The following is a 25,512-nucleotide window of genomic DNA, read 5'->3' as shown; positions in this document are numbered from 1 at the left end:
AATTCATGTCAATATTAATTTATACAAAATAAATTAGAAATAAAACAAACTATACAGGAAAACACTTTCCCTTTTTTCACCTTTATTATTAGCAAAAAACTCGTATTAGCTCTTCTAATGCCCAAAAAGAAGACAAACCAAAGTCTATCTTTCTATTTCAGTATGTCATTTTTGTTCTAACAAATTTCATAAACACAATCTACTGCTCTTCTGCAGAGCAAATATCTCAATAAACATTAACTTACCCATCCTTCTAAAAGAAAACGTATCCAAAAACACCGTCACATCAACAAAACAATAAAATGCTCAAATAAATTATAAACTTTTGGTCATTTCTTGTTAACTTTTTGGATTCCTTGTGTTATACTCGATGTAAGAAAAGAGGTGATCAACATCAAATCGAAGCGTATCGCTGCATTACAAGAATATATTACGTTCAAGCAAAGAGCTTCTTATGATGAACTCGTTGATAAATTTGCAGTTTCTAAAAATACTATCCGTAATGATGTGCAGGAGTTATGTAAGACCGGTGACATTGTTAAGGTTCATGGCGGAGCAGCTGTTAATCAGCCTGCTGAAAAAAAACAGCAAAACAAAGATATCACCAAGCCTTTAACCTCCTTCACTTACCGGCAGACAAAGAATCTGCCAAATAAACAAAGGATTGCGGAACAGGCTGCCAACTATATTCAAGATGGGGACATTATTTTTATAGATACGGGAACAACCGTATTAGAGCTCATTAAATATATTCAGGACAAACAAATCACGATTGTAACGAATAATATTGATTTCATCCTGAGAACGATGCCTTATGAAAACCTTACTGTTTATAGTTTGGGAGGCGCGCTTAACCGCAGAACGCAGTCGTTTACAACGATTCAGGCACAGGAAATTCTAAAGAATTATAATATTAACAAAGCATTTTTAGCTGCTACTGCGATTTCTATCAAAAATGGCGTAACGAGCTCTATTCCTGTGGAAAGCGAATTGAAATCTTATATAGCGGAACAAATCGAGCAGAAGCTGTTGTTAGTTGATCATCAAAAATTCGATAAAGTCGCTTTAACTACTTATTGCAATCTGAACCAGCTGGATTATCTGATTACAGATCAACGCCCTGGTCAAGCGTATATCGACTATTGTAAGAATTATAATGTCGAGCTTGTTATTGCAAATCAAAATGAAGGAGTGTAGAGATGCCCCTAATTAAAGTTGATTTAATCAAAGGTCGAGAACCGGAGGAAATCAAACAAATTTTGGATGCAGCGCATCAAGTTGTTTTGGAAGCGTTTCATGTCCCTGAGGGTGATCGTTACCAAGTTGTAACACAGCATGAACCCTACGAAATGATTATGAAGGATACCGGGCTCGGCTTTGAGAGAAGTGATAACGTCATCCTTTTTACCGTCATCAGTACACAGCGGACGGACAAGATGAAGAAAGACTTTTATCAGCTTCTGACAGAAAGGTTAGAGCAGCAATGTCAGGTAGATCCAAAGGATGTCATGATTACCTTTGTCACGAATGGCGCCGGAGAATGGAGCTTTGGATTTGGCAAGGCACAATTTTTAACCGGTGACCTCTAGCATTTTTCAACTAAGTTATCTATTTTCTCTAAATTTTTCAGAGAATAAAATATAAATCTACTATATTAAAGGAGGACATATCCTAATGTCTAAAAAACTAAAGAACTTTATCAATGGTGAATGGGTCGAAAGTAAAACAGATAAGTATGAAGATGTTTATAATCCAGCAACAAAAGAAGTATTAGCACAAGTGCCAATCTCTACTCCAGAGGATTTTGAAGATGCTGTGCAGGCAGCTCAGGCTGCTCAAGAAAAATGGAAAAAAGTATCTGTAGCCAAACGTGCCCGCATTCTATTTAAATATCAAAATCTATTAGAAGAGCATAAAGAAGAATTAGCAAAATTAATTACCCAGGAAAACGGAAAAAGTGTTAGCGAAGCACTAGGTGAAGTTGGACGCGGTATTGAAAACGTAGAATTCGCTGCTGGTGCACCGACATTAATGATGGGAGATTCTCTTGCAACAATTGCAACCGATGTAGAAGCTACCAACTATCGTTACCCTGTAGGAGTTGTCGGCGGAATTGCGCCATTTAACTTCCCAATGATGGTCCCTTGCTGGATGTTCCCAATGGCAATTGCTTTAGGTAACTCCTTTATCTTAAAGCCATCAGAAAAAACACCTATTCTTGCAGCCAGACTTGCAGAATTACTGGATGAAGCCGGTCTTCCTAAGGGTGTATTCAGTATTGTAAATGGTGCACATGATGTGGTGAATGGCATTTTAGACCACCCTACTGTAAAAGCAGTATCCTTCGTAGGCTCTAAGCCAGTTGGAGAATATGTATACAAGCGCGGAAGTGAGAATTTAAAACGTGTTCAAGCATTAACTGGCGCGAAAAACCACTCTACGGTATTAGCAGATGCTGACTTAGACCTAGCTACAAAAGAAGTAATCAGCGCTGCATTCGGTTCTGCCGGAGAACGCTGTATGGCTTGTGCGGTGGTAACTGTAGAAGATTCCGTTGCAGATGAATTTATCGCAAAATTAAAAGAAGCATCTGACAACATCAAAATGGGTAATGGCCTGGATGAAGGTGTCTTCTTAGGACCGGTTATCCGCGACGAAGCAAAACAACGTACACTGGGTTATATCGAAAAAGGAATCGAAGAAGGCGCTACGTTAGTTCGCGACGGACGTAACGAACAAAATGAGGATGGCTACTTTGTCGGACCAACGATTTTTGATGGCGTATCTCAAGATATGACAATATGGAAGGATGAGATTTTTGCTCCAGTGTTATCTGTCGTACGTGTGAAAAACCTAAAAGAAGCAGTGGAATTCGCTAACCAATCTGAATTCGCTAACGGTGCTTGCCTATTCACTACAAGCGCATTATCTGTACGCTATTTCCGTGAAAACATCGATGCAGGTATGTTAGGAATCAACTTAGGTGTACCAGCACCGATGGCATTCTTCCCATTCTCCGGATGGAAGTCTTCTTTCTACGGTACATTGCATGCAAATGGAAAAGACAGTGTCGATTTCTATACACGTAAAAAAGTAGTAACCGCCCGTTACCCTGAACCAGATTTTTCATAATGCATTAAAGCAGATTACTAGATTTTAAATAAAACATGAGGCTGGGCATTTTATCTCCAGCCAATGTTGTCAGGTTAATAAATTTATAAAAAATATATTTGATACAAGTAGGATAGTGATAATACTAACTAGCGGAGGAAAAATACGGAGACTCCTGCGGGAAAGCGCAGTGGGAAGACCCCGCAGGGAAAAAGTGCTCTTCTTTTTACCGAGGAGGCTGAGCTCAAGCCCGCGGAAAGCGTAGTGTTTTTCCGCAGCGGCATATTAACCTGACCACATTGCTTTTCACTCTAGTCCCAGCCTCATCCCATGTCGAAAGGAGTTCTTTATGAGTCATTTATTAAGAAAACCTGAAAATAACAAATTAGCAGACGGCGTAACACTTGTTCATGAAGTGACAGAAGAAAATTCCGACCTTCATTATGTCGGTTTTAAAGTAGTAGATTTAGAACCAAATACCAGCTATGACGAAAAGCTGACGAACTTAGAGCTTTGTGTTGTCGCATTAACAGGAAAAATCACTGTCACAGATGGCTATCAAAGCTTCTCTGATATTGGTACCCGCGAAAGCGTATTTGAACGTAAACCGACAGACAGTGTTTATGTTTCCCATAATAAAACAGTTACCATTACAGCTAACACGAAAGCTCGTGTAGCATTATGCTTTGCTCCATCTGATAAAGAGCTGCCGACCAAACTGATTAAAGCAGAGGATAACGGCGTAGAGCATCGCGGAAAATATAATAATAAACGGCAAGTACACAATATTTTACCGGACTCTGATCCTTCCGCAAACAGCTTGCTTGTTGTAGAAGTGTTTACAGAAACAGCTAACTGGTCCAGCTACCCTCCGCATAAGCATGACCAGGACAATCTTCCAAACGAGTCCTTCTTAGAAGAAAGCTATTATCACGAAATGGACCCGCCGCAAGGGTTTGTTTTCCAGCGTGTATATACAGAGGACCGTTCTTTAGATGAGACCATGGCTGTAGAAAATGCCAATGTTGTTCTTGTTCCTAAAGGCTACCATCCAGTAGGCGTGCCAGACGGCTATGCCTCTTACTATTTAAATGTCATGGCCGGGCCGGAACGCATCTGGAAATTCCATAACGAAAAAGATCATGAATGGATTATTGATCGAGACTAATCATTTTTGAATCGTCCCCCTCTCCTCTATTCTTATAGAAAGAGGCGAGGGCGATTCTCCTATGAAAATAAACCGTAATGAAAAAGGAGCGAAATGCATGGCACTTACATTTAATCAAGATAGAGAATACGATATTATTGCGATTGGCCGCGCTGCGATTGACTTGAATGCAAACGAATACAACCGTCCGATGGAAGAAACAATGACTTTCACAAAATACGTTGGCGGTTCTCCGGCAAATATTGCTATTGGCAGTTCAAAATTAGGGCTGAAAGCTGGATTTATCGGCAAAATCTCAGAAGACCAGCACGGAAACTTTATCAAACAATACATGGAGGAAAAAGGGATTGACACCTCTCATATCGTTTACGATACAGAAGGACATAAATCCGGACTTACTTTCACAGAAATTCTAAGCCCGGAAGAATGCAGCATTTTAATGTATCGTGATCAAGTAGCGGATCTTTATTTAGATTCCACCGAAGTAAGCGAAGATTATATAAAAAAAGCGAAAATCCTTCTTGTTTCCGGTACCGCACTGGCACAGAGCCCTTCTCGTGAAGCGGTATTGCAAGCAGTTCAATATGCAAAAAAGAATGATGTCAAAGTTATCTTTGAATTAGATCACCGTCCATATACATGGAAATCTGCTGAGGAAACAGCAGTATATTACTCTCTCGTTGCAGAGCTTTCCGATGTCGTTATCGGTACGCGTGACGAATACGATGTGATGGAAAACCTGGATTCAGAAGGCGACAATGAAAAAACAGTCCAGCACTTATTCCAGCATAATACCGAGCTTGTTGTCATCAAGCATGGTGTCGACGGTTCCTATGCCTATGAGCCAGATGGTACCGTTCACCGCGGACAGGCATACAAAACAAAAGTGTTAAAAACATTTGGCGCAGGCGATTCCTATGCATCTGCATTTCTTTACGCACTTGTTACAGGAAAAGACTATGAAACTGCATTGAAATTCGGCAGTGCATCTGCTTCCATCGTTGTCAGCAAGCACAGTTCTTCCGAAGCGATGCCGACTGTAGAAGAAATTGAACAGCTTATTCGCGAGCGTTCTTAAATTTAGATACGAAAGGTAGGTTGAATAAAATGGGTGAAAAAATCCGTTTAACTACTGCACAAGCATTGGTAAAGTTTTTGAATCAGCAATATATTTCTGTAGACGGCGTAGAAACGCCTTTTGTAGAAGGTGTTTTCCATATTTATGGCCATGGAAATGTTTTAGGCTTAGGAGAAGCACTTGAAAATAATCCTGGACGTCTAAAAAGCTATCAAGGAAAGAATGAACAAGGAATGGCACATGCAGCAACAGCTTTTGCCAGACAAAATCTCCGTCAAAAGATTTTTGCTGTGTCCGCATCTGCAGGACCAGGCTCAGCGAATATGGTAACAGCAGCTGGAACTGCTTTTGCAAATAATATCCCGGTGCTATTCTTACCGGCAGATACATTTGCCACCAGACAGCCCGACCCTGTACTGCAGCAATTAGAGCATGAACACAGTACAGATTTAACAACCAACGAAGCATTCAAAGCTGTTTCAAGATATTGGGACCGTATTGATCGTCCGGAACAGTTGATGAGTGCGTTAATCCGAGCATTTGAAGTATTAACGAATCCGGCAACAACTGGACCAGCAACGATTTGCTTACCTCAGGATGTAGAAGCGATGGCATATGATTATCCAGTCAACTTTTTCAATAAACGCGTTCACTATGTAGACCGTAAATTACCGACGCAGCGTGAATTAGACGGAGCAATTGCAGCCATTAAACAAAGCAAACGCCCGGTACTGTTAGTCGGCGGCGGTGCTAAATATTCAGAGGCAAGAGAGGAATTAGTAGCACTGTCTGAAAAAGCAAATATTCCCATCGTAGAAACACATGCCGGGAAATCAACCGTGGAGTTTACTCATCCGAATAATCTTGGCGGAAATGGTATTTTAGGTACCTCCGCTGCGAACAAAGCAGTGATGAACGCCGACTTGATTATCGGAATCGGTACAAGATATACAGATTTCACAACGTCATCCAGAACGTTGTTTGACTTTGACAAGACAACATTTTTAAATATCAATGTAAACCGCGGGCAGGCTTATAAATTTGACGGTTTCCAAGTGGTGGCTGACGCCAAAGCAGCATTGCAATCAATCAATAAAAATATTGGCGATTACCAATCAAGCTATGGAGAAGAAACAGCTTCCCTGAAACAAGAGTGGGAAAATGAGCGCAATCGCTTAGCTGCAACAGAATTCAATCGCAATGATTTTAAACCTGAAATCGCGGATCATTTCAATCAAGAGATTTTAAATGATTATGCAGATGCGCTAAAAACAGAATTAACACAAACGGAAGCATTAATTAGAGTCAATGATGTGGTTGACAGCGATGCTATTGTGATTTCTTCCGCAGGATCACTGCCAGGAGATATGCAGCGGATTTGGAATGCCAATGTGGCAAACACGTTCCATTTAGAATATGGCTACTCTTGTATGGGATACGAAATCGCAGGAGCACTGGGAGCTAAATTAGCGAAGCCTGAACAGGAATCGTATGCAGTTGTAGGAGACGGAAGCTTCTTAATGCTTCACTCTGAAATTGTAACAGCTCTTCAATATGATAAAAAAATCAACCTGCTGCTATTCGATAATTCCGGGTTTGGATGCATCAATAACTTACAAATGGATCACGGAAATGGAAGCACAGGAACAGAATTCCGTAATGCGAATAACGAAATCATGAACATTGATTACGCTAAAATCGGAGAAGGATATGGCTTAAAAACCTATTCTGTCAATAACCTAAAAGATTTAACAGCAGCTGTGGAAGATGCTAAAAAACAAACGGTATCCACGCTGATTGAAATAAAAGTGCTGCCAAAAACAATGACAGACGGCTACGATGGTAGCTGGTGGAATGTTGGAGTAGCAGAAGTTTCCGAAAAGGAAAGTGTACAAAAAGCTGCCGCAGAAAGACAACAAATTCTCGATAATGCAAGACAATATTAATGGAAGCTGGATGTGATGAATGATGGGAAAACAGGATATCCATTGGGGAATAGCACCAATCGGCTGGCGAAATGACGATATGCCGGAAATCGGAAAAGACAATACCCTATCGCATCTATTGAGCGATATCGTTGTTGCCGGATTTGAAGGCACAGAAGTCGGCGGTTTCTTCCCTGATGCGAAAACATTAAAAAAAGAAATAAAGCTCCGCAACTTAAAGATTGCCGGACAATGGTTCTCCAGTTTTATTATTCAAGATGGCGTGGAGAAAGCATCGGAAGCATTCCGTGAGCACTGCGCTTATTTAAAAGAAGTGGATGCTGCGGTTGCTGTTGTATCCGAACAAACCTACAGTATTCAAGGCTTACCTAAAAATGTTTTTGCTGATAAGCCCACTTTTTCAGATGAAGAATGGAATCAGCTTACAGAAGGCTTGAACGTACTCGGCGAAGTCGCTGACAGTTACGGCTTAAAGCTTGTATATCATCACCATCTCGGAACCGGCGTACAGACGTTGGCAGAAGTCGACCGCTTGATGAAAAATACCGACCCGGGACTGGTTCACTTGCTTTACGATACAGGTCACATTTACGCCTCTGATAAAGCATACATGCCGTTATTAGAGAAGCACATCGACCGGATTAAACATGTGCATTTTAAAGATATTCGGGACAATATCATGAAAACGAGCGAAAAGGACGGTCTATCCTTCCGCTCTGCCTTTCTTGCCGGAATGTTTACGGTACCTGGCGATGGCGGTATCGACTTTAAAAAAGTATATGACAAGCTGCTGGAAAATAACTACCAGGGCTGGATTGTGATTGAAGCAGAGCAGGATCCGGAAATTGCGCATCCGCTTGAATATGCTTTAAAGGCCCGCAAGTATATTAACGAAAACGTATTGAACGAAAAAGTCACAAACTAAATGAGGATGTTCACTTTAAAAGCAGTATGTTAGAGTGAACCTCTTCATGAAATGTACGGCATATTTAATTATAAAAAGAATGGAGGTGAAAGAATGACATTTGTATCATTAAAAGAGCTGATGCCTGAAGCAAAGAAAAACCAGTATGCTGTCGGCCAATTTAATATCAATACCTTTCAATGGGCAGAAGCCACATTACGCGCAGCAGAAAAAGAAAAATCTCCCGTTATTTTAGCTTCCACGGATCGTATCGTAGACTACCTTGGCGGATTTAAATTGATTGCTGCCACTACCAAAAAAATGGTAGAAGAAATGGGAATTACCGTACCTGTCGTTCTGCACCTCGACCATGGTTTATCGGTAGAACGCTGTAAAGAAGCTGTTGATGCAGGCTACAGCTCTGTTATGTATGATGGCTCGAAGCTGCCTTTGGAAGAAAATATCGCCAACAGCAAAGAGGTTGTCGACTATGCAAATAAACAGCATGTCTCTGTGGAAGCAGAAATCGGTTCTGTTGGCGGTACAGAGGATGGCATCACTTCAGGCATCAAATACGCGGACCCAAACGAGTGTTATCGGCTTGTAGAAGAAACCGGAGTAGATCTGCTTGCAGCCGCGCTTGGATCGGTTCATGGCGTTTATCAGGGTGAACCAAAGCTGGCATTTGATTTAATGCAGGAAATCTCTGACAACCTGAATGAGGTTCCTCTGGCTCTGCATGGCGGTTCTGGTATTCCTGCCCACCAAATTGTAAAAGCCATTGAATACGGGCATGCCAAAATCAATGTAAATACCGAATGCAATCAAGCATGGACAAAAGCAGTACGTGACTACCTGGAGCAGCATCCAGATTCCCATAAGATCCCGGAAATTATGACAACAGGGATGAATGCAATTGAAAGAGTAGTAATAGAAAAAATGCATTTATTTGGTTCTTCCAATAAAGCATAAGTCCATATTATCAGAACAACTGTCGCTTCACATAGACAGTTACAGACTTGGAGGAATGACAATGACAAAAGTAGTTGTAGGCATCATTGGCGCTGGACGTATCGGACAGCTGCATGCTAAAAATATTCTGCTATCCGATAAATACCAGTTAAAAGCAATTTCTGATGTATACACCGATCACTTGAAGGATATCGATTATTTAAAGGCTGTTCCTGTTATCACACAGAATGCAGATGATATTCTTAATGACCCAGAAATCGATGCTGTTTTTATCTGCTCAAGCACGGATACCCATATTGATTTTATTACAAAAGCAGCAAAGAATAACAAGCATATTTTCTGCGAAAAGCCAATCAGCTTTGATATTGAAAAAACAAAAGAAACCTTGGAAGTGATTAAAGAAACAGGCGTCAAATTCCAAGTAGGTTTTAACCGCCGTTTCGATACACATTTCAGAAAAGCACATGATGTTGTCCGCAATGGTGATATTGGTACACCGCATGTTATTAAAATCACTTCCCGTGATCCGGAAGCTCCGCCAGAAGAATATGTAAAACGCTCCGGCGGCCTATTTATCGATATGGCGATCCATGATTTCGATATGATTCGTTACTTATCCGGTCAAGATGTGAAAAACATTACCGTAAAAGCGTCTTCTCTGGTAGATGATCGTTTTTCACGCAATGATGATGTAGATACAGCCATTATCACCCTCACCTTTGCAGATGATTCTCTGGGAGTAATTGATAACAGCCGCCAAGCAGTATACGGCTATGACCAGCGTATCGAAGTATTCGGCAATAACGGCATGGTCCAGGTAGAAAATCAGAAGCCGACCAATGTAAAAGTAAGCACAAATGCTGCGGTTACCGAGGACAAGCCAATGTATTTCTTCCTTGAGCGTTATAATGAAGGATACATCGCGGAAATCCATGATTTTGCCCAATCTATTTTAGAAGATAAACCCGTCGTGGCAAAATTCGAGGACGGGCTACAGGCTGAGCTGTTAGCAAAAGCTGCGAAACTTTCCTGGAAAGAGAATCGTACGGTTGAATTGAGTGAGCTTCGTTAATATGAGATGACTTTAACTTTTAAATTGATAAAAAGAAAAGACGAGCAACTTATTGCTTGCCTTTTCTTTTTATCTGTAAATAAGAGACGATGCTTTACCTCTCAAAGTATTTGTAATCCAAACCCTCATTTTTCTAACATACGGCTATGTCTTTGAAACAAGAACAACACCGCCATAACCGTTACTAACGCAAATATTCCTGTAAAATAAAACACTTCACTTAAACCAGTATGCTCCGCAATACTGCCTGCAGCCAGCGGTCCCAAAAAGATACCCACTGCATAAAAAGATTGAAAAAATCCCATTGCTGACATCTTTAAGTACGCGGGACTGCAGCGAACAACCTCATCTAACAAAATAGGAAACACAAAACCAAGTGCCAAACCAATCACAAAATGAACCATAGATAATGTAAGCAGCGTCTCCGTCAATGGAACCAGCAGCAGAAAGATACCAGTTATTCCAAAACAACTCCAAAGTATTCGTCTATTGTGTCTGCTGTCTATTTTTATAAAGACTAAACTTAGAGAAGCTAATGCGTGTGGAATAAAAAATGCACTAACTAACCAAATGAATGCTGTTTCAGATACGCCATTTTCAGCAGCTATAATTGGACTGAAACCAAAGATAGTGATAAACAAGATAGCATGAGCAGCAAGTGATAAAAACGTAATCATTTTCAATCCAGGTAATGTTAATAAAACACGTAAATGAGATAATAAATTAAAATCTGTATTTGACATCGATTCGGGCTGTTGTAAATCTTTAATCTGCCATGCCAATAGAATTCCTGCCACGGAAGCAATCGCTCCAATCCAAAACGGTGCGTTCCAGCCAAGTTGCTCAACGATAAATCCACTGATTGCCATACTTGCAAACTGTGTAGCTACAGTAATAAATTGCAATGTTCCCATTGCTTTGGCAGATTGACCTGTTCCAAAATAGTATGTATACAAAACCGTAGCCATTACCCACATAGACGCAGTAACTCCAGCCATCAATCGTGCAAGCATAATCATTAAAAATGAATCGAAATAAACTAAAATCAGGCAACTAAGAAGTGATACGGCAAATCCTCCTACAAATAACTGTTTTCTTAATTTACTTAAATAATCCGATAAAATTCCGAGCGGCAGTCTTAATAGGATTTGAGTGATACCGTAGCTTCCGATAATAACACCCACTGCAGTATACGAAAACCCTTTTGATTGCAGGTACACACCGAAAACGGGTGAATAAATATAAGTAGCAAACCAAAAACAAAATATAGCTGCTAGAAAAATGACATGGTCTTTTTTTAGTATTACTCTTTCTTCCCTCTTTTGAACATATGCTATATTTGACATAAAATCCTCCCTACCTATACATGGATATACATTTTTTTCATATCCGTCCATAAGAAATTACAAATATTCCTATCCATATGCCGTGGACAGGAATATTATTTGATTAATTGATTGACTGCTTATAGTCATTGATTTTTTGTTATCCTAACGCTTCTGTTAAAATTCCAAAAATATATCAGACTTCTACCTTTGCTTCTCTATAAAAACTCGGGCATTCAGGTAAATCAATAGGAATAATCTTTCCTGAATTTTTCGCTTCCAGGCAAGCATCCACTGTCATAGAAACAACATAACCATCCCAAGCTGATGGTCCATTCATTTCACCTTTTACCGTTGCGTCTATCCATTCTTGTATTTCTACATCATACGCATCAATAAAACGAGGCTTCCAATCCGTTAAAATATCGGAAGAAAGTTTAGCATCTTTACGAACTATGACACTGGCAGGCTCTGGCAGATTAGCAATTCCAGTATCTCCAACTACTTGGCATTGAACATCATAACCATATTGACAATTAACAAATACTTCTGCGTCAATGCGAATACCTTCTTTTGTTTCTAATAATATCATGTAAGGATCCTGCATCCCATCATTTGCAAAACGAGTTCTCCTCGGCTGGATTACTTGAACAGATACATAATCATCCTGAAGCAGCCATCTTAAAATATCAATTTCATGCACAAAAGAATCTGTAATTGGCATATCTCCATAAAATGCAGGTGCATTTTGATTCCGATGAGCACAATGAAGCATCAATGGAGTACCAATCTGATTCTCTTCAATGGTTTTTTTCAAGGCACGATAACCCTGATCATATCTTCGCATAAACCCTACTGTTACTAATTGCTTTCCACTTTCAACTTCAGCTTTTACAATACGTTTACAACCTTCAGCTGTAGTAGCAAGCGGTTTTTCGCAAAACACAGGTTTTCCAGCTGCAATAGAAGCTAACACAAATTCCTCATGCGTCGGCCCCCAGGACGTTACAACTACCGCATCCACATTGGGAGATTGTATTAATGCATGACCATCTTAAAGATTTCTGCATTTAGATTTTCCGTTTCTACAACAGCTTCTGCCTGTTCTGGATTTACATCCGTTACAGCAATAATTTCCCCTCCGGTCAGCGTATTTGTAATCCGATGGATATGATCCTTTCCGATTGCTCCTGTACCAATAACTCCTATTTTTAATACCATTCTAATTCCTCCCTATATAATTAAAATACCTTTAAAATGTTCTTGCTTTTTTAGACTTTTATAAACATCTATTTGGGATAGAACGGCAGTTTCACAGTCAGTGTATTCTGCCGTATCCGCACCCGCCTGCACCAATTAAGAAATCAAATATTCCCATCCTTCTATCATGGACAGGAATATTATTTGGATAATTGATTACTAATTACCTAAATAACCATTGATTTTTTCTACTTCTTCTTCTGCCGTTTCACTTGTAACTACGTTGACTTCTGCAAAAATTTCATCATCTACCTCTTCACCTTCAAGCGCTTTGTAGGCAGATTCAATGGATGTGTATCCCATTTGATAAGGATCGTAAGCTACATCTGCATTTAATTTTCCATCAACTATCGCTTGAAGTGCATCTGGTGTTCCATCAAACCCAATAACCGGGATATCCGTTCTTGCGTTATTATCCAACCCTTGGTGTGCTCCAAGCGCCATTTCATCGTTTGTTGCAAAAATAGCTTTAATATCTAAATCATTTGTTAGAAAATCTTCTGTAATATTTACTGCTCTCACACGATCACTTTGTCCATCCTGTACAACGATTTCAATATCTTTCTCTTCCAATGCATCTTGAAATCCGTTTGTACGATCATCATGTACTTTTGCTCCAAGCTGCCCACGAATAATTGCTACGGTATCTCCATCTTCCAATTGTTCACTGATATACTCTCCAGCAAGTTTGCCAGCCTCATAATTTTCTACACCTACAAATGTTACTTTATCAGTAAACTCTTCTATATCTGCATCTGCTAAAACGACAGGAACATCCTGGTTAGAAGCCTGCTGTAAAGCTGGCAGCATCGCTTCTGGCAAACTCGGCGCAACTACTAAAGCATCTGCTCCCGCAGAAAGCTGATCTTCAACGATTTTTACTTGCTCTTCAAACATCGTTTCCTCAGCAGGCCCTAGCACATCTAATGAAATTCCTAAATCATCTGCTGCGGCTTCGGCACCAGCTTTATGCAATTGCCAATAATCAGAGCTTAATGTCATATAAACCGATGCCATTTTATAGGACTCATTTCCACTCCCGTTCGAAGCTTCCCCAGAATTTTCATTCGTACATGCAGCTAAAAACAAAAGCAGTGAAGTAATAATTAAAAAAACTATTCTTTTCATTATAAAACCTCCACAATTTTATATTTAAAAAAGTATAAAATCCAATTCGGTCTTCTTTAACATCGGAAAATTCTAATAATATACTTCCTAATGTTAAAATTATTTTATTTAGAATAATTTTAATGCTATTCTAAATAGCTGTTACTTAACTCGATTTCCTCTTCTACGTTTTCACTAGTAATCACTTTTGCTCCAGAATCTATTCTGTCTTCTACATCTTCTCCTTGCAGTGCTTGGTAAGCAGATTCAACAGCTGAATACCCCATTTGATAAGGATCCTGAGCAATTTCTGCCGTTATTTTTCCATCCATAACTGCCTGCAAACCATCTGGAGTGCCATCAAAACCAATTAAAGGAATGTCTGTTTTCCCTTGATTTTCTAGCCCTTGATATGTTCCTAATGCCATTTCATCCGACGTTGCAAATACTGCTTTTATATCATCATCACTAGTCAATATATTTTCCATAATATTTACTGCCTTCACCCGATCACTTTGAGCATCTTGAACAATAAATTCCAGGTTTTTCTCATCCAAAGCATCTTGAAATCCATTTGTACGCTCATCATGTACTTTTGCTCCCAGTTGTCCACGGATAATCGCTACTTTGTCTCCTTCTTCCAATTGATCACTAATATACTCACCTGCTAATTTACCAGCATCGTAATTCTCTGTGCCTATAAAGGTAACTTTACCTTCAAAATCTTCCACATCCGCATCTGCCAATACGACAGGAATGTCCATCCCTTCAGCCTGATTTAAGATTGGCAGCATCGCTTCTGGCAGACTTGGGGCAACAATGATAGCATCCGCTCCTGAAGAAATTTGATCTTCAACAATTTTAACCTGCTCCTCAAACATCGTTTCTTCTGCTGGTCCTAACACTTCTAAAGAAATCCCAAGGTCTGCCGCAGCATCCTCAGCACCAGCTTTATGCATCTGCCAATAATCAGAATTTAACGCCATGAGTACAGTAGCAAATTTATAAGATTCACTGCCATCTTCACTCGCATTAGAGTCTTCAGACGAACATGCAGCTAAAGCTGACAAAAGTAATACCATGGTGAAAATAACTAAATAGTTAAATCTTTTCATATCGATTCTCCTTTGGTTATCATTATTAAAATAAAATTCTGATATATGCAGCAGCTGGCTTATGAACATTATTGAAATCTACAAAGTTCATCATCTCTTCTTGGATCAAACCCGCTAATTTTTTAGATTGTTCAGGAATAATTGCAAGGATTTTTTACAATATACATACTTCTTTAGACACTCCATAATGAAAAGCATTTGTTGAGGCAATAGCTGCTAAATCAACGTTCGTATCTATCATTACTTTTCCTAGTAAGATGTCAAACATTGATAATTTAATTGTTTGTGAGCCTTCCCCATCCAGCCAACATCAATAAAACCAATTTTCACCTTTTTAACTCATACACTCCTCTCTGTTGTCTAGTTTTTCTAAAGAATTTATAGACAATGAAAATTTATTTCTCTAAAATACCATTAATTTCATCAAGCGTTTCTCCAGCATTTTCTTCTGTTAGTATTTCCACATCAATATCAATTTCCTTATCAATCATTTCCCCCTCAATAGCCTTTAATGCGTTTTCTACCCCCTGATACCCCATTTGATATGGGCTTTGAGCAACTGTTGCAGTCAGTCCGCCATTACTAATCGAGTCTAATGCATCACTCGTTCCATCAACCCCAATAATTGGTATATCTAAATTTTGCGCACTTACTGCTTCAAAGGCTCCCATCGCCATTTCATCATTCGCTGCAAACACTCCTTGAATATCTGGATGGGCTGTTAAAATATTCTCCATTGTATTTACTGCCTTTGCACGGTCAAAATCAGCAGCTTGAGAGGCAACAATATTTATCCCTTGCTCTTCCATTACATCGTTCACTCCGCTAACTCTTTCCTCACTTACCGCCGCACCTGAAACCCCTTCTAAAATCGCAACTTCATCTCCTTCTGATAAATCAGAGGATAAAAGTTTCGCAGCTTCTTGCCCAGCTGTATAATTGTTTGTTCCAATGTAAGTCGTTTTTTCTTCCCAATCTAAATCTGTATCAATCAGCAAGACTGGTATATCCTTTTCTCGATACCGCTGAAGGACTGGCGTTTGTTCTTCTGTACTAGGCATTGCAACAAGTGCATCTGGCTCTTCAACTAATAAATCTTCTAAAATATTAATAATCTCTGTTGTATTTGTCTGTGTAGAGGCAGCCTGAAAAGTACCATTTACATCAAAATCTTCAAATGCCTGTTTTGCTCCTGCCTCAGCCAATTTAAAATATTCCTGATCCGACCCTTTTAAAACTACTGCAATAATAGGTTTCCCCTCTCCGCCCGCACTTGATGATGAATCACTTGCATCACCGTCTTCTGCACAAGCTGCAAGCGTTAATATAGCTACTAAAAATACAGTTAATAGATAATATTTGATTTTTGTCATTATACTCATTACCTCTTTTACTAATTTATAGTTATTCTTTAATAGAGATACTGTTGCTTTTTTCTGAAACATTAATCCATACTTTTTTAGCAGCTGACTCTTCAATGGATTCTAGCAAAATCTGATTGCGTAAGCCGTCTTCAAAATTTGGTCTAGGACTACTCCCTTGCTCAATGCCATTAAAAAAATCAGATAAGAGGTTAATAAAGGTATGTTCATAGCCAATAATATGTCCCACTGGCCAATACGCCTCAGCATATGGGTGATATTTTTCCGTACAGTTAATCGTTCTGTACCCTCGGATACCAGGTTCATCATCTGTAAAATATACTTCCAGATTATTTAAATTCTCTAAATCCCAGCGAATCGAACCTTTTTCCCCATTAATTTCAAAGCGATTCCCATTCAAATTTCCTCCAGCAAGTTTCGTTGCTTCGAATGTTCCAATTGCACCATTTTCAAAACGGGCAATCAGTGCTGCTGCATCTTCAACAGTTACATCTTCCATCTGCTTCTTATCTGCTTCATTCTGATTTTCAGATTCAGCTGCTGGCCTCTGATTTACAAAGGTTTCTGTCAAAGCTGCAACCTCTTGAAATTCTCCTACTAAAAATCTTGCTAAATCCAAATTGTGTGAGCCAATATCTCCCAGAACGCCTAACCCTGTTATTTCTTTCCTTGTCCTCCAAGTAATGGGGGATTCTGTATCTAAATATACATCCTGCAAGTAAGTCCCTCGGACATGGTTGATTTTCCCTAAACGATTCTGCTCAATAAGTCGTTTAGCAAACTGCACTGCCGGAGCAAAACGATAATTGTGGCAAATCATATGAATGCTCCCACTTTTACATGCAGCATCATACATCTCTTTCGCTTGCCTCGTATTCATCGCAAGTGGTTTCTCACAAATAATATGTTTTCCTGCCTTCGCTGCTGCTATTGCCATCTCGTAGTGCATATTGTTTGGAGTAGCTATATCGATCATATCGATATCATCACGTTCAATCAGTTTCCTCCAGTCCGTCTCATAAGATTCCCAGCCAAATGCTTGAGCCGCTTCTTTTACCTTTGCTTCGTTTCGTCCAGAAATTGCCTTCATAACTGGAACAACATTCAAATTAAAGAAAAATGGCAAGTTGCGATATGCATTACTGTGAGCTTTACCCATAAACTTGTAGCCAATCATTCCGACTCTTATTTCCTTCTTTTCCTCACTCAATAGATTCGACTCCTCCCATTTTTATATTTCTGATATTAACTAGTATGAAATACACTTTAATCCTGCTCATTCCGGATATACTACAATTTTTATTGCCTCACCTTTCCTCATATTTTCAATACCTTCATGAATTTGATTTAATGTGATCTTATGAGTAATAAGCTCTTCTAAATTGAGCAAATTAGCTTCTAAAATCTTGATTACTTTTGGAAAATCAAAGTTTTGTATATAAGTTCCTTTGATCGTAATTTCATTTCTTGTAATATCATATTGTTTGATAGCTGGTGCAACATGTTCATTCATCCCTAAAACTAATACTTGCCCTCCTTTCCGAACCAGTTCAACTGCCTGGTTCATTAAAGCACCCACGCAATCAACCACCACATCCGCTCCAATAGTTGTTTCAGCTTTAACTACTTCGTAAATATCCTCCTGTTTCGGGTTGACCGTCCGTGTTGCTCCAGATTTTTCTGAAAATCTCAGACGATAATCAGAGAAGTCAGAGCAAATTATTTTTCCTGCTCCTGCAGCTTTTGCTACTTGCGTAAACAGTTGTCCCATTGGACCAGTTCCCAAAATGACAACACTATCTCCTGGCTGAATATTTATTTTTTCACTGCCGTTAATAACGCAAGATAAGGGTTCTGCCAGTACCGCTACTTCTGGCGGTACTTCTTTTGACACTTTAAATACATTTTTTGCTGGCAGGACACTGTATGAAGCCCATCCTCCATCTTTAAAAATTCCTATACTTGAACTGTTATCACACATATTTACTAATCCCATACCACAGTATTCACATTCGCCGCATGTAGTAGTCGGGTCTACTATGACACGGTCTCCCACCTTTACATTTCCTACTTCCTTTCCTATTTCCACAATTTCTCCAACATATTCATGCCCTAAAACGGATCCTGGAGTTGCTGGATGCCCTGGCGGATCAGCTAATATATGGACATCTGTCCCGCAAATACTGGCTGCTTCCACTTTAATTTTCACTTCATTTTCTGTTACTCGATCAGGTTCATTTCTATCTTGTAATTCTAATTTTCCAATTTCTTTAAATACTCCTGCTTGCATGAATTAATGCCTCCTGCTAACCAAATTTCAAAAAATATAAAATTTTATTATCACAATATTCCGTCTTTAAAACTCTTGCTTTTAATAGAGTTAATAATAGATAATCAAAATTCTTTCGTATCCACAAAATAAAAGACTATTTTATTTCTTTGTTCCTTTTCTGCGTAATACATCAACATATACCGCTAAAATAATAACAATACCAATTACAACGGTCTGTAAATCAGAAGACGTACCAATTAAATTCAAACCGTTACGAAGAACCGCGATAATTAATGCTCCAATCAATGTGCCAACTACCGTGCCTACTCCGCCGAAGAAACTCGCTCCGCCGATAATAACAGCGGCAATTGCATCCAACTCATATGTTAACCCCGCTATTGGAGATGCTGAATTGGTTCTTCCAATTAGAACTAATCCTCCAAGTGCCGCCATAAAACCACTTACTGTATATACAATAATGAGAACACGGTCCACCGGAATCCCAGATAGACGTGCAGCTTCTTTATTCCCGCCAATAGCATAAATATATCTTCCAGTCGCTGTTCTATTTAAGAAAACATGCATAAGAACCGCTACAATAATAACTAATATAAAACTTACTGGAACGATATTGATACTTTCTTGTCCAACATAGTTAATTAATAGTGGGAAACCAAAAATAGGTGATGCACCTGTTACAATAAGCGCCAGACCACGGTATACATTCATTGTTCCTAAGGTTGAGATGAACGGATGTGGTAAACGCAGCTTTGTTAATAATAAACCGTTAATTAACCCGGCTGCCGCTCCTGCTAATAACAAAACAATTAAACCTATTACTGGCGTCATCCCCCAAGATACAGTAACAATTCCGCCTAAAACAATGGATAGCGCCAAAATAGAACCAACAGATAAATCAATTCCAGCAGTGATAATAGGTAAAAGCATCCCCAGAGACAATAGGGCGTTGATGGATGCTTGTCTGGCAACATTCATCAAGTTATCTACCGTAATAAAACTCGGAGCAAGAATGGTAAGAATAACGGATAAACCAATTAAGCCAAACAATGCACCAAACTTATCTAAAACTGCTCTTGCATCCCATTTTTTCTTAGGATCTTTCGATGGTTTCGGCGGCTTTCCATCTTTTTGCTCTTCAATTTTTTCATCAATATCTTTTACTCTTTCTTCCATTTCAAATCACCCTCCTGTCGCAGCTCTCATAATAATTTCTTGATTCGCTTCTTTCACTTTAAAGTCACCTGTAATTTCCCCTTCGTGCATGACCAGAATACGATCGCACATTCCTAAAATCTCCGGCAGTTCCGAAGAAACAATAATCACACATGCACCTAATTTCACTAATTCATTGATTAAATTATAAACTTCAACTTTTGCACCTACATCAATACCTCGAGTCGGTTCATCAAAAATAAATACTTTTGCCTGAGTAAACAGCCACTTGGCAATGACTACTTTCTGCTGGTTCCCTCCGCTTAAATTCTGAGCAAGTAAATTAATATTATTCGGTTTGATTTTCAAACTTTCAACATAAGTGTTCGAAACATTTTTTTGCTTCCTTATACTGAGCAGTCCATTTCTTTTAATTTCTTTTAATTTAGCGATGGTTTTATTAAAATGTAGCGGCTGATCAAGAAAAAGCCCTTCCCCCTTTCTATCTTCTGTAATAAATGCAAGTCCTTCTCGAATAGCCTGCTTTGGATTTGTAATTTTCTTTTTCTTTCCGAAAATATAGATATCTCCAGATTCAATACTGTCTGCTGCAAAAATTCCTCTCATCAATTCTGTGCGTCCTGCACCGACCAACCCAGAGAAACCTAGTATTTCTCCCGTATATGCAGTGAAATTAATTTCTTTTGATTCACTATTTAGTTTGAAATTTTCTATTCTTAATCCTTCTTCTCCTCTTGAAGAATTCAGCTTGGGAAATTTATTATCTAGCGTTCTGCCAACCATCAGGGCAATCATTTCGTCAACAGATGTATTTTCAACTTTAACGGTATCTATCTTTGCTCCATCGCGCAGAATGGTAATGCTATCTCCAATTCGTTTGATTTCCTCCAGGCGGTGTGATATATATATAAACGTAATCCCTTGTCCCCGCAAACGCTCCACTGTCAGTAACAGCTGTTCTGTTTCACTGCCGCTTAAACTCGAAGTGGGCTCGTCCATGATAATCAACCTGGCATTAAGAGAAAGCGCTTTAGCAATTTCCACTAGTTGTTGCCGTCCTACACCAAGATTCTGTACAAGTTCATCCGGATCCGTATTCTGTCCGAGTCTGCTCATTAACTTTTTGGCTTTCTCTCTCATTGTTGTACGATCAAGCAGTGAAAACTTGTTTCCTTTCTTTTGCTCGTGACCTAAAAATATATTTTCCATAACTGATAATTCAGGAATAAGATTCAGTTCCTGGTAAATTGTCGCAATTCCAGCATCAATGGCATCCTTGGGTGCATTCACTTCTAAAACTTGATTATCCCAATATACATCGCCAGTATCCTTTGTATAAGCTCCTGTTAATATTTTTATAATCGTTGATTTCCCTGCGCCATTCTCCCCTAGTAATACATGAACCTCTCCTTCTTTCACGCCCAAATTAATATCATGAAGAACTTGGACGCCCGAGAAGGACTTACTGACATTTTTCATTTCTAAAAGCAAAAGAATCGCCCCTTTCTTTTTTGTTTGTTCTTTGCTTTTTTACTCATGCCAAAGTATCTAAATCAAAATGTAATACACTAAGTCTACAAAACCGAAAAGAAAAAGCGCTTAATCATTATCATTAAAGAAATCGCTTACAATTTATATTTATAAAAAGTAATTTTTATTCATTAAAAACAGGGTATCAGTATAATAACAAATAAATTTCTAAAATAAAATATCTAATTAAGCGCTTAATCATAAAACCATTTTAGCTAAGTATATTTACAAAGTCAAGACTATTTTAAATCTTCTTGTTTTTACCTCTATATAATTACAGTTACAATTACCTTATTGAATTACTGTGCTAACATTATTTAGCCAAGACAAGCGGAGAAAAGACTACATAAGAAGCTACTACAATTACCAAAATGACAAGACCAGTCCATCTGACATGCTTCCACGGAGTAATATCCACTTTGCTTTGATATTTTTCAAATTGGAAATCATCTTTTTCCGGCCTCTTTTGGCTATAGAAATATATAATAGCTAAATCCGCCAAAAATAGAACACTCCAAACATATAGATAATGGATATCTGGGATTACCACTTTAGACAAAGCATATAGCACTATGTGGAATATAAATGCTATTTTTGCGCCAAGAGCAGATGTCTTTTTAGAATAGAAGCCGACTACGATAATAGCTAAGAGCGGCATACTATATAGACCATTAAACTCTTGAAGTACAGCAAACAATCCTTGTGGAAAGAGAGAGATAAATGGCGCGATAACAATTACCATAATACCAATAATGATGGTTAACACTCTCCCTGCGAGAGCAATCTGTCTATTTGTAGCCTGCTTATTTATGACAGGCTTATAAAAATCAAGACTAAATAAAGTCACTGTAGCACTTAAAGCCCCGACAAAAGAACTCATAATTGCTCCAAATACAACCGCCCCAAATAGTCCAGCAGCCCAATTAGGTAATACTTCAGCTACTAATGCAGGATAGGCAAGATCCATTTGAATTCCATCGCCAAATATATTATAGGCGATAACACCAGGCAGAACTAAGAAGAACAAGCCTGAAATTTTAAAGAATCCAACAAATATGGCACCTTTTTGTGCTTCTTTTAAATTTTTCGCTGCTAATGCTTTTTGAACAATCATTTGGTTTGTACACCAGAAGTATAAGTTATTAAAAAACATTCCTAAAAATAATGTTGGCCAAGGCACCATTGCTGAATCTACCGCTCCCCAGGCGTTTAATTTTTCAGGCGTGTTCGCTAAAAGCTTATCTAAGCCAGTGAAAAAGCTATTCTCTCCAAGTGCAATCAGAGCCAATACCGTAATGGTCATTCCCCCGAGAAGCAGACCAACAGCATAGATTGAATCACTATGTGCAATAAGGGAAAGCCCGCCGACAAATAAATAGATAACTCCTACCAAACCAATAATCGTAGAAATAATAACAACAGCAGTTGTTCTACTAATACCCAAGTATTGGTCAAGTCCGAATAAATCATTAAATATCAGCGCCCCTGAATATAAAACAACAGGCATAAAGCTGACTATATAAGTAAATATAAAGAGAATCGAAACAATTCTTTTAGTAAACGTATCATATCTTATTTCAATAAAATCAGATATCGTATTTACACCATATTTAAAATATTTCGGCAAAAAGACCCATGCCAGCAAAACAATAGCAACAGAAGAGGTCACTTCCCATGCCATTACTTCCATGCCTGCCACATAACTTTGACCATTTTGTCCCACTAGCTGCTCTGTCGAGAGGTTAGTCATAATAATCGTCATACCAACCGTTGCACCGACAAGCGATCTACCTCCCAAAAAGTAACCTTCAGAACTTTTTTTATCTATGCTTCTGGTTCGAAAAAATGCATAGATGTATATGAATACTAATACTAATATAAAGCTGATAATGCTAAACAAATTCAAAAAAACCTCTCCTTCATGCACTTAAATTATTATCTAAGTGTTAAAACAAGAAAATATTTAGTAAAATCCACATCGTTACACTAACTTTAAATACTTTTTAATACTGAATCGTTATATAAAGATTGATAACTTCTTTCTATATAACGTGTAATCTCAATGGAATCCTCTGCATCATAGATCGGTTTCTTACCTTCTATAATACAATCCTGGAAGTGCTCTATCTGATTCAAATATTGATCCGATTGAAAGGTTTCCAATAAAATGATATTTCCATCGATATCTTTCACAATCACTTTACCTCTTTGATCAGCAGATACATCTGGACGAAATGCGGATTCAACCAATAGAGATCCTTTAGGACCGATAGCTTCATATCGATCTATAAATGGTAATTCCATCGAAGCAGATACTTCTGCCGTTCGATGCTGTTCATCAATAAAGACCGTTGTAGACGTTAAATCTACATTATAATCCGGATGAATATTTCCACTCATTGACACTTTTATTGGCTTCATTCCAAAAATTTGCGTAACAGCATGAACGCCATAGCAGCCGACATCCCACATAGCACCGCCGCCAAGTTCTTGGTTAAGCCTAATATCATTTTCATGATGAAGCATCCAGGAAAAATGTGCTTTTAAATGACGGAATTCACCTATTATTTTTGAATCTAATAGTTCTTTCACTCTTTGGTGCTGTTGATGATATTGATACATAAATGCTTCTATAAAAATAACATTATTTTCATCGGCAGCTGCTTTTATCTCCACCATTCCCTCAACTGTAAGCGCTGCCGGTTTTTCTAATAAAACATGTTTCTCCGCGTTTAAAGCTTTCACAGCCCACTCCTTATGCAGCGCATTTGGCAGTGGAATGTAAACAGCATCAATGGAATCATCGTTTAACATTTCTTCATACGTATCATAGATTTCAGGTGTATTGAATCGTTCTGCTTTTTCTTTTGTTCTTGATGCTACTGCAGAAACGAAGGCTCTCTCTGATCTTCTGATAGCGGGGACGACCTGTTCATATGCTATATTCGCAGCACCTAGAATACCCCAGTTTATTTTTTTCATTACTTTCCCTCCAAAGAATTACCTAATAGATTCTACAATTTTACTTTATCCAATTGTTTCACTTTTACCGGTTTTCCTAAATCTAAGGATTCTTTTGCTGCTTCAGCAATACGCTGGGCCATAATGCCATCTTTAAATGTACACGAAATTTTATCATCATTTTTGATAGCAGCAAAAAACTCAGCTATTTCTTGAATATAAGCATCATTATACCTTTCAAGGAAAAAGTACAGTGGGTTATCTTGATTTATACCGACTGCGGATTGGACTTCTACTCTCGTATTTGTTTCATTATTTACATTTACAAACCCCTTTGTTCCAAATGCTTCAAGACGCTGATCATAACCATAGACAGCTTGACGGCTATTATCAATAACCCCCATCGCACCATTAGCAAACTTTAAAGAAGTAATTGCTGTATCAATATCGTCCAATTCTTTAATCTCCGGATTCACTAAGGCTGTTCCTTGAGAAAAAACTTCAATGACTTCTGATCCTGAAATAAATCGAGCCATATCAAAATCATGGATAGTCATATCAGCAAATAAACCGCCAGATTTTGATACATAATCCAAGGTGGGCGGAGCTGGATCTCTTGATGTAATTTTTAGGATGTGTAAATCTCCAATTTCTTTAGCCTCTACTAATCTTTTGACCTTATCAAAATTTGGGTCATACCTTCTGTTAAAGCCAATTTGAAATTTCACATTAGCTTGTTTAACCGCTTCATAAGCCTCTAAAGATTCTGCATCTGAAAAACTAATTGGTTTTTCACAAAAAATATGCTTCCCTGCTTTGGCAGCGTCTTTAATAATAGCGGCATGGGTATCCGTTGGAGAACAAACTAGTATGGCATCTATTTCTGTATCATTTAATATGTCCTGATAGTTCTTAGTAAGGTATTCTGCTCCAGTTGTTTCAAACCAATCACCTAAATGTTCTGTGAAAACATCAGAGATTGTTTTCACGTGTATACCTGTAAAATGCTTTAAATTATTTACGTGCAATTGACCAATTCTTCCCGCTCCAATAACACCGACCGTTATGTCATTACTGCTCACCCTATGATTCCCCCTTTTATTTTAGCCGGGAAA

At 38.5% G+C, this 25,512-nt stretch carries 20 protein-coding genes and 1 pseudogene; 9 read left to right on the top strand and 12 right to left on the bottom strand.

The annotated features are described in order from the left end of the window. Positions 1 to 384 precede the first annotated feature (384 nt). From ACFO3P_RS02955 to iolG (ACFO3P_RS02915), 9 genes are all read left to right on the top strand, one after another. The gene (locus ACFO3P_RS02955) at positions 385 to 1,197 is read left to right on the top strand and encodes a DeoR/GlpR family DNA-binding transcription regulator (RefSeq protein WP_256705664.1); all 813 of its coding nucleotides are present in this window, start codon (positions 385 to 387) and stop codon (positions 1,195 to 1,197) included. 2 nt (positions 1,198 to 1,199) lie between these two features. Beyond that, on the top strand, positions 1,200 to 1,589 hold the full coding sequence (locus tag ACFO3P_RS02950) for a tautomerase family protein (RefSeq protein ID WP_042531760.1): 390 nt from the start codon (positions 1,200 to 1,202) through the stop codon (positions 1,587 to 1,589). An 85-nt stretch (positions 1,590 to 1,674) separates the two neighbouring features. Further along, the gene (locus tag ACFO3P_RS02945) at positions 1,675 to 3,132 is read left to right on the top strand and encodes a CoA-acylating methylmalonate-semialdehyde dehydrogenase (protein WP_042531759.1); all 1,458 of its coding nucleotides are present in this window, start codon (positions 1,675 to 1,677) and stop codon (positions 3,130 to 3,132) included. Positions 3,133 to 3,460: 328 nt separating this feature from the next. Further along, on the top strand, positions 3,461 to 4,279 hold the full coding sequence (gene iolB / locus ACFO3P_RS02940) for a 5-deoxy-glucuronate isomerase (protein WP_289584974.1): 819 nt from the start codon (positions 3,461 to 3,463) through the stop codon (positions 4,277 to 4,279). A gap of 97 nt (positions 4,280 to 4,376) precedes the next feature. Next, entirely contained in the window at positions 4,377 to 5,357 is a 981-nt protein-coding gene (gene iolC / locus ACFO3P_RS02935; RefSeq protein WP_289584973.1) for a 5-dehydro-2-deoxygluconokinase, read from the top strand. Positions 5,358 to 5,386: 29 nt separating this feature from the next. Then, positions 5,387 to 7,303 carry a 3D-(3,5/4)-trihydroxycyclohexane-1,2-dione acylhydrolase (decyclizing) gene (gene iolD / locus ACFO3P_RS02930; protein WP_289584972.1) on the top strand — a complete coding sequence of 639 codons (1,917 nt, stop codon included), beginning with the start codon at positions 5,387 to 5,389 and terminating at the stop codon, positions 7,301 to 7,303. Positions 7,304 to 7,325: 22 nt separating this feature from the next. Next, positions 7,326 to 8,228 (top strand): myo-inosose-2 dehydratase, encoded by a 903-nt coding sequence (gene iolE, locus ACFO3P_RS02925; protein WP_289584981.1) that lies wholly within the window; start codon positions 7,326 to 7,328, stop codon positions 8,226 to 8,228. Between the two features lie 93 nt (positions 8,229 to 8,321). Beyond that, positions 8,322 to 9,179, top strand: a complete 858-nt coding sequence (gene fba, locus ACFO3P_RS02920; RefSeq protein ID WP_289584971.1) for a class II fructose-1,6-bisphosphate aldolase — start codon at positions 8,322 to 8,324, stop codon at positions 9,177 to 9,179. Between the two features lie 61 nt (positions 9,180 to 9,240). Further along, positions 9,241 to 10,251, top strand: coding sequence for an inositol 2-dehydrogenase (gene iolG, locus ACFO3P_RS02915; RefSeq protein WP_042531747.1), 1,011 nt, complete (start codon positions 9,241 to 9,243; stop codon positions 10,249 to 10,251). Positions 10,252 to 10,376: 125 nt separating this feature from the next. Here iolG (ACFO3P_RS02915) and ACFO3P_RS02910 read toward each other — a convergent pair whose 3' ends face one another. The 12 genes and pseudogenes from ACFO3P_RS02910 to iolG (ACFO3P_RS02855) form a co-directional block, all read right to left on the bottom strand. Then, on the bottom strand, positions 10,377 to 11,597 hold the full coding sequence (locus ACFO3P_RS02910; protein WP_289584970.1) for an MFS transporter: 1,221 nt from the start codon (positions 11,595 to 11,597) through the stop codon (positions 10,377 to 10,379). 175 nt (positions 11,598 to 11,772) lie between these two features. Then, positions 11,773 to 12,797, bottom strand: a pseudogene (iolG, locus tag ACFO3P_RS02905) (bifunctional inositol 2-dehydrogenase/D-chiro-inositol 1-dehydrogenase). 198 nt (positions 12,798 to 12,995) lie between these two features. Next, positions 12,996 to 13,964, bottom strand: coding sequence for a sugar ABC transporter substrate-binding protein (locus ACFO3P_RS02900; protein ID WP_289584969.1), 969 nt, complete (start codon positions 13,962 to 13,964; stop codon positions 12,996 to 12,998). A 125-nt stretch (positions 13,965 to 14,089) separates the two neighbouring features. Beyond that, the gene (locus ACFO3P_RS02895) at positions 14,090 to 15,058 is read right to left on the bottom strand and encodes a sugar ABC transporter substrate-binding protein (protein ID WP_289584968.1); all 969 of its coding nucleotides are present in this window, start codon (positions 15,056 to 15,058) and stop codon (positions 14,090 to 14,092) included. Positions 15,059 to 15,453: 395 nt separating this feature from the next. Next, positions 15,454 to 16,431, bottom strand: coding sequence for a sugar ABC transporter substrate-binding protein (locus ACFO3P_RS02890; protein ID WP_042531739.1), 978 nt, complete (start codon positions 16,429 to 16,431; stop codon positions 15,454 to 15,456). Between the two features lie 31 nt (positions 16,432 to 16,462). Beyond that, the gene (locus tag ACFO3P_RS02885; protein WP_042535974.1) at positions 16,463 to 17,617 is read right to left on the bottom strand and encodes a Gfo/Idh/MocA family protein; all 1,155 of its coding nucleotides are present in this window, start codon (positions 17,615 to 17,617) and stop codon (positions 16,463 to 16,465) included. 99 nt (positions 17,618 to 17,716) lie between these two features. After that, complete coding sequence (locus ACFO3P_RS02880) at positions 17,717 to 18,730, bottom strand: zinc-binding dehydrogenase (protein ID WP_042531737.1); 1,014 nt, start codon at positions 18,728 to 18,730, stop codon at positions 17,717 to 17,719. 141 nt (positions 18,731 to 18,871) lie between these two features. Next, positions 18,872 to 19,906, bottom strand: a complete 1,035-nt coding sequence (locus ACFO3P_RS02875) for an ABC transporter permease (RefSeq protein ID WP_193062856.1) — start codon at positions 19,904 to 19,906, stop codon at positions 18,872 to 18,874. Positions 19,907 to 19,912: 6 nt separating this feature from the next. Next, a complete protein-coding gene (locus tag ACFO3P_RS02870) occupies positions 19,913 to 21,397 on the bottom strand; it encodes a sugar ABC transporter ATP-binding protein (RefSeq protein ID WP_226894747.1) in 1,485 nt (494 codons plus the stop codon). Between the two features lie 352 nt (positions 21,398 to 21,749). Further along, on the bottom strand, positions 21,750 to 23,342 hold the full coding sequence (locus ACFO3P_RS02865; protein ID WP_193062854.1) for a solute:sodium symporter family transporter: 1,593 nt from the start codon (positions 23,340 to 23,342) through the stop codon (positions 21,750 to 21,752). Positions 23,343 to 23,428: 86 nt separating this feature from the next. After that, positions 23,429 to 24,418 carry a Gfo/Idh/MocA family protein gene (locus tag ACFO3P_RS02860; protein ID WP_193062852.1) on the bottom strand — a complete coding sequence of 330 codons (990 nt, stop codon included), beginning with the start codon at positions 24,416 to 24,418 and terminating at the stop codon, positions 23,429 to 23,431. A gap of 32 nt (positions 24,419 to 24,450) precedes the next feature. Then, positions 24,451 to 25,479, bottom strand: coding sequence for an inositol 2-dehydrogenase (gene iolG / locus ACFO3P_RS02855; RefSeq protein ID WP_256705658.1), 1,029 nt, complete (start codon positions 25,477 to 25,479; stop codon positions 24,451 to 24,453). Between the last annotated feature and the right edge of the window lie 33 nt (positions 25,480 to 25,512).

Source organism: Oceanobacillus aidingensis (assembly GCF_042654105.1).
Classification (GTDB): domain Bacteria; phylum Bacillota; class Bacilli; order Bacillales; family Amphibacillaceae; genus Oceanobacillus; species Oceanobacillus oncorhynchi.
The sequence above is the reverse complement of the archived record's forward strand: the minus strand, read 5'-3'. Positions and strand labels throughout refer to the sequence as shown.